The sequence below is a fragment of the uncultured Campylobacter sp. genome (genome assembly GCF_937997405.1).
GTDB lineage: Bacteria > Campylobacterota > Campylobacteria > Campylobacterales > Campylobacteraceae > Campylobacter_B.
The window spans coordinates 1-4,790 of sequence record NZ_CALKTL010000019.1; the positions used below are offsets into that span (position 1 = coordinate 1).

A 4,790-nucleotide genomic window follows, 5' to 3' on the forward strand; every position below is an offset into this window, starting at 1 on the left:
AGATTTCGCTTGAATGGATAGAATTACGCTTTGTTTGAGCGATAAAATTCTTGGATTTTGCGCAGGCGGAGAGAGTTTTTGCTTTGCTTGTGCGGTAAAATTTTTATTTCTGCGCGGTGGAAAAATTTACTCGTACAAAATCTAATCGTACGCGCAACACGCATCAGGCGTTTTAAAATTTTAAAATTCTGCCACTTTGCGAGAATTTGAAACTTCATAGACACAGTAGAATGCCAAAATCGCGTTTGCATTAAATTTTAAGTCTGGTTTTCGAGGCAAATTTTAAATTAAGCCGCGAGAGGGTGTCTTTAAATTTTAAAATTTCGTCACCTTTTATAGATAGAATTTCATTTTTCGCACAGATAAAATACCGCACCACAAAAGCTACTTTTAAAATTTTAAATTCCACTCGCGCAGATGAAATTTCTGTTTTTGTGCTAGCAGAATTTTTCGCGCAAGGATCATTTTTAAATTTAACCTCGCTTAAGTTGCGCGCGAGGATGGAATTTGCTCCGTTTTAAGAGCCTAAGCGTGATTTTACCATGCTGCAATACTACTTTTAATTAGCTATGCCTCAAAAGCCAGGCTACTTTAAATTCCGCCGATGATTTCGCGCGCCTGCGCGATGCTTAGGGCATTGCGGCTTAGTTCGCTAGGCTCGCCAAACCCCCAGCATACCTGCAAATACTCAAGTTTCGCGCCTCTTAGATCTGCCAAGTTTGCTTGAAAGCATCGTGCTGCCGCAGCTTGTGCGCTTTCCGTCGCTTCTGCTTTTGCGGAAATTTTGGCGCCTTTAAAGCTTAGTGTTGCCGCCTCGCCAGCGCCCGAGTCGTTAGGGCGGAATTTTTCATCCGCGTTAAGATTTTCGCCGCAAGAGCTTAAGCTTCCGCTGCTAGCGCTAAAATTCTTTTTATTAGTGCCACGGCTAGCATTTAAGCTCTCGCCATCATTGCCGCCTTGAAATTCTAAATTTTGTAAAAATTCTGCGCCACGGATCGCGGCCAACTCATCCTTTTTGCTATCGCCTAAAAAAATCGCGTTTTTGTGCGGCGAGCATGCAATTACGTGTAGCAGCATCGCAGGGTTGGGTTTTGATGGCATCTGCTCGTCCGCGCCCACGACCAGATCAAATAGCCTGCGCACCCCCGTTTTTTCTAAGATCGCGCTTAGGGTATAGGAAGGCGCATTGGAGGCGACTGCAAGAAAAAATCCTGCTTTTTTGCATGAGTGCAAAAGATCTTCGATACCTTCGTAAAGCACGGCAAGATCGCGGTAATTGCTTACGAATTCTTTTTCAAAAAACGCAAGCTCTTCGGCGCTCGCTTCGGTTTTGCCATAAAATTCCAAAAAGGCGTTTTTGCTTGGATCGTTGATGGTGTGGACGATGAAATTCTTTTGTAGCGGCGCTAGTCCGTAGAGCTCGCGGCGAGTGTTATTAACGCTGATTTCGATCGCGCTCGAGGAGTCGAGCAGCGTGCCATCCATATCAAAAATCACAGTTTTCATCTAATAATCCTTAAAAAAATCGATTTTGTGCTTGTCTTTTTTGTAACTCTTATTATTTTTGAGCTTTTGCAGAGCGTTTGCTTCATGCTGTAGCGCCGATCTAAACGCGGCATCGCTGATCTGTCCTGCCTCGCTAGTATCAAGGACGTTTTTAGCAAAGCTCTCAAGCGCTTTGGTGTAGGGGCTATCGAGATTCGTAGCGGCCGCTTTAGATAAAATTTCGTAGTTTTTAGCTATTCGCTTCGCAAAAAGCTCTGCGTCGAAATCCTCGCGCTTTAGCAGTGCTACGGCGGATTTTACGAAGCGTTCTAGTGCGCGGATATATTTAACGCGCTCATCTTTTTCTTTGATTTGCATGATCTTTCCTTAATTAAAGCGCGCATTATAGCAAAATTCGAAATTTTGGCAAAATTACGCATATTGTAAAACTATATTTTAATAATATTTTTTCTATAAATCCCGTTATTATAGGCATTTTAAAATCATATAAAAATACTTGACTTTATTTTAAAATTTAGCTATTATTCGTCAAATTTTTTACAAAGGACGAAAATGCAAAAAGAAACCCTCGCAACTCATTTTGGTTACGACTCCGTCGCAGGCTACGGCACGATGGCAGTTCCTATTTATCAAAGCACCGCGTTTAACTTTGGCACGAGCAAAAAGGCCGCCGATCGCTTCGCGCTGCGTGATCTAGGGCCGATTTATGGGCGTTTGACAAATCCTACTACTGATGTTTTTGAGGCGCGACTTGCGGCGCTGGAAAACGGCAAGGCCGCAATCGCGGTCTCTAGCGGGCAGGCGGCAATATTTTTTGCGGTGGCAAATTTAGCCGCAGCGGGCGAAAATATCATCATCGCGGAGAAAATTTACGGCGGCGCGACCACGCTTTTGGCGCACACGATCAAGCGTTTCGGTATCGAGGCTAGGGTTTTTGACTCTGAAACTGCGGATAATTTGGAAGGTTTAATCGATGATAAAACTAGAGCAATCTTTTTTGAGACGCTTTCAAATCCTCAAATTTCGGTTGCAAATACCGCTAAAATCGCTACAATCGCAAATAAGCACGGCGTAGTAACGATTGCGGATAACACGATCCCAAGTCCTGCGCTTTACAATCCGCTTGATGACGGCGCCGATGTCGTAATCCACAGCGCTAGCAAATACATAAGCGGACAAGGTCTTAGTATCGCTGGTGCGATCGTTTCGGGCAAGGGATTAAATTCTAAACTCAAAGGCAATCCGCGTTACGCACATTTCAACGAGCCTGATGAGAGCTATCACGGCTTAGTTTATACGGATTTAGTAGATAATTTCGACATTTACACGCTTAGGATTCGTTTGTCCCTGCTTCGCGATATTGGTGCGACTCTATCGCCGTTTAATGCGTTTCAGCTCATCCAGGGGCTTGAAACACTGCCGCTTCGTATGCAAAAACATTCGCAAAACGCGCTAAAGATAGCAGAATTTTTACAAAATCATCCGAAGGTAAAGCAGGTCAATTATCCGGGGCTTGCAAGCTCGCCGTTTAATGCCACGATCAAAGCGAAATTTAAAGACGGCTATGCAAGCAGTCTGATGAGCTTCATCGTAGATAGCGAAGAAACAGCGCTAAAGGCGGTTAGTAAGGTTAAAATTTTCTCCGTCGTAGCAAATATCGGCGATACGAAGTCGATCATCACTCATCCTGCGAGCACGACGCATTCGCAGCTAAACGAGGAGCAGCTAAACCGCGCTGGCGTGCCTGCGAGCTTAATCCGCCTAAGCGTGGGTATAGAGGACGCGAATGATTTAATTTCTGATCTTAGCGAGGCACTGAAATAATGGCACTTTTAAGCACAAAGGGCGTTTATGGGCTGGCTGCGATTTTGCAGATCGCCAAAGCTAGCGAAGTAGCGCCGATAAGTATAAAAGAGATCGCCGAGCGTACGGGAGTTTCTAAGAATTATTTGGAGCAAATTCTAAATACCCTTAGAAACGAAAAGCTAGTGTGTAGCATCAAAGGTAAAAACGGCGGTTACCACCTAGCCAGAGATGCTAGCGAGATAACTTTTGGTGAAATTTTTACCGCTCTTGAAAAGGATCTGCGGATGACTAGCATTCAGATGAGTGATCCCGGACTGCGGGCGTTTTTTGAGAAATTTGACGTCAAGCTGGCAGAGATATTTAACGAGCCTCTAAGCAGCTACGAGGAGATGATGGCGCGAAGCGTCCAGTATTTAAATTTCAGCATTTAAAGGAAAAATATGAAAATAGCAAACGATGTTACGGAGCTCATCGGCAATACTCCGTTAGTCAGAATCAATACGTTTGGCAAAAATGCCCTCATCTTAGCCAAGGCGGAATTTTTAAATCCAAGCCACTCGGTCAAGGATCGCATCGCGTGGCAGATCGTAAAAGACGCGCTAAGCTCGGGCAAAATCGATAAAAATAGCGTTTTGATAGAGCCTACCAGCGGAAACACGGGTGTGGGGCTTGCGATGATCGCGGCAAAGCTCGGTATGAAGCTCATTCTAACGATGCCAAGCTCGATGAGTATCGAGCGCCAAAAGCTCATCGCAGCATTCGGCGCTAAAATCGAGCTGACCGACCCGAAATTCGGAATGAAAGGCGCGGTAGATAGGGCAAATGAGCTGGCTGCGAGCACTCCAAATAGCTTCATCCCGAGCCAATTTGATAACCCAAGCAATCCAAAGGCGCATTTTCAAAGCACTGGACCTGAAATTTGGGAGCAAAGCGGCGGTAAGGTAGATATTTTAGTCGCGGGATTTGGCACCGGCGGCACGATCAGTGGCACGGCGAAATTTTTAAAATCTAAAAATCCAAACCTAAAAGCCTATGGTGTGGAGCCCGCTAGCTCGCCACTTCTTACGTGCGGCAGTGCGGGCGGCCATAAAATTCAGGGCATCGGCGCAAATTTTATCCCAGCTAATCTCGACAGAAGCGTCATCGACGGTTTTTTGAGCGTCGAAAACGACGATGCGTTTGCGGCAGCTAGACAGCTGGCACAAAAAGAGGGCTTGCTTGTGGGCATTTCAAGCGGTGCGAACGTTTATGCTGCCGCTCAGATTGCTGCCAAGCCCGAAAACAAGGGCAAAGTGATCGTTACGATCCTTTGCGATACCGGCGAGAGGTATCTTTCTACCGAGCTTTTTAAATAGACAGTAGTTTTGCGCCAGTGCGGCGTTAGCGCGGTAATTTTACGCATTTTACGCTGGCGTACAGCTTCGCGAGATTAAATTTTATGCTGGCGCCGAAATTGGCACGACGAGTTTTGCGCGATC

At 45.5% G+C, this 4,790-nt stretch carries 6 protein-coding genes; 4 read left to right on the plus strand and 2 right to left on the minus strand.

Translation table 11 applies throughout. The features are described 5' to 3' along the window. The first annotated feature begins 302 nt into the window (after nucleotides 1-302). Nucleotides 303-521, plus strand: a complete 219-nt coding sequence (locus Q0372_RS00910; RefSeq protein WP_298101480.1) for a hypothetical protein — start codon at nucleotides 303-305, stop codon at nucleotides 519-521. A gap of 70 nt (nucleotides 522-591) precedes the next feature. On the opposite strand, the gene Q0372_RS00915 is transcribed toward Q0372_RS00910, so the two are convergent. Next, entirely contained in the window at nucleotides 592-1,506 is a 915-nt protein-coding gene (locus tag Q0372_RS00915; protein WP_298101482.1) for an HAD family hydrolase, read from the minus strand. Next, nucleotides 1,507-1,863, minus strand: a complete 357-nt coding sequence (locus Q0372_RS00920) for a hypothetical protein (protein WP_298101484.1) — start codon at nucleotides 1,861-1,863, stop codon at nucleotides 1,507-1,509. A gap of 195 nt (nucleotides 1,864-2,058) precedes the next feature. On the opposite strand from Q0372_RS00920, the gene Q0372_RS00925 reads away from it, so the two are divergent. From Q0372_RS00925 to cysK, 3 genes are read left to right on the plus strand one after another with little or no spacing between them, the layout of a single operon-like run. Further along, complete coding sequence (locus tag Q0372_RS00925) at nucleotides 2,059-3,330, plus strand: aminotransferase class I/II-fold pyridoxal phosphate-dependent enzyme (protein WP_298101486.1); 1,272 nt, start codon at nucleotides 2,059-2,061, stop codon at nucleotides 3,328-3,330. Beyond that, entirely contained in the window at nucleotides 3,330-3,743 is a 414-nt protein-coding gene (locus Q0372_RS00930; protein WP_177387438.1) for an Rrf2 family transcriptional regulator, read from the plus strand. Before Q0372_RS00925 ends, Q0372_RS00930 begins: the two co-directional genes overlap by 1 nt. A gap of 9 nt (nucleotides 3,744-3,752) precedes the next feature. Then, a complete protein-coding gene (gene cysK, locus Q0372_RS00935; RefSeq protein WP_298101488.1) occupies nucleotides 3,753-4,667 on the plus strand; it encodes a cysteine synthase A in 915 nt (304 codons plus the stop codon). The last annotated feature ends 123 nt before the right edge of the window (nucleotides 4,668-4,790 follow it).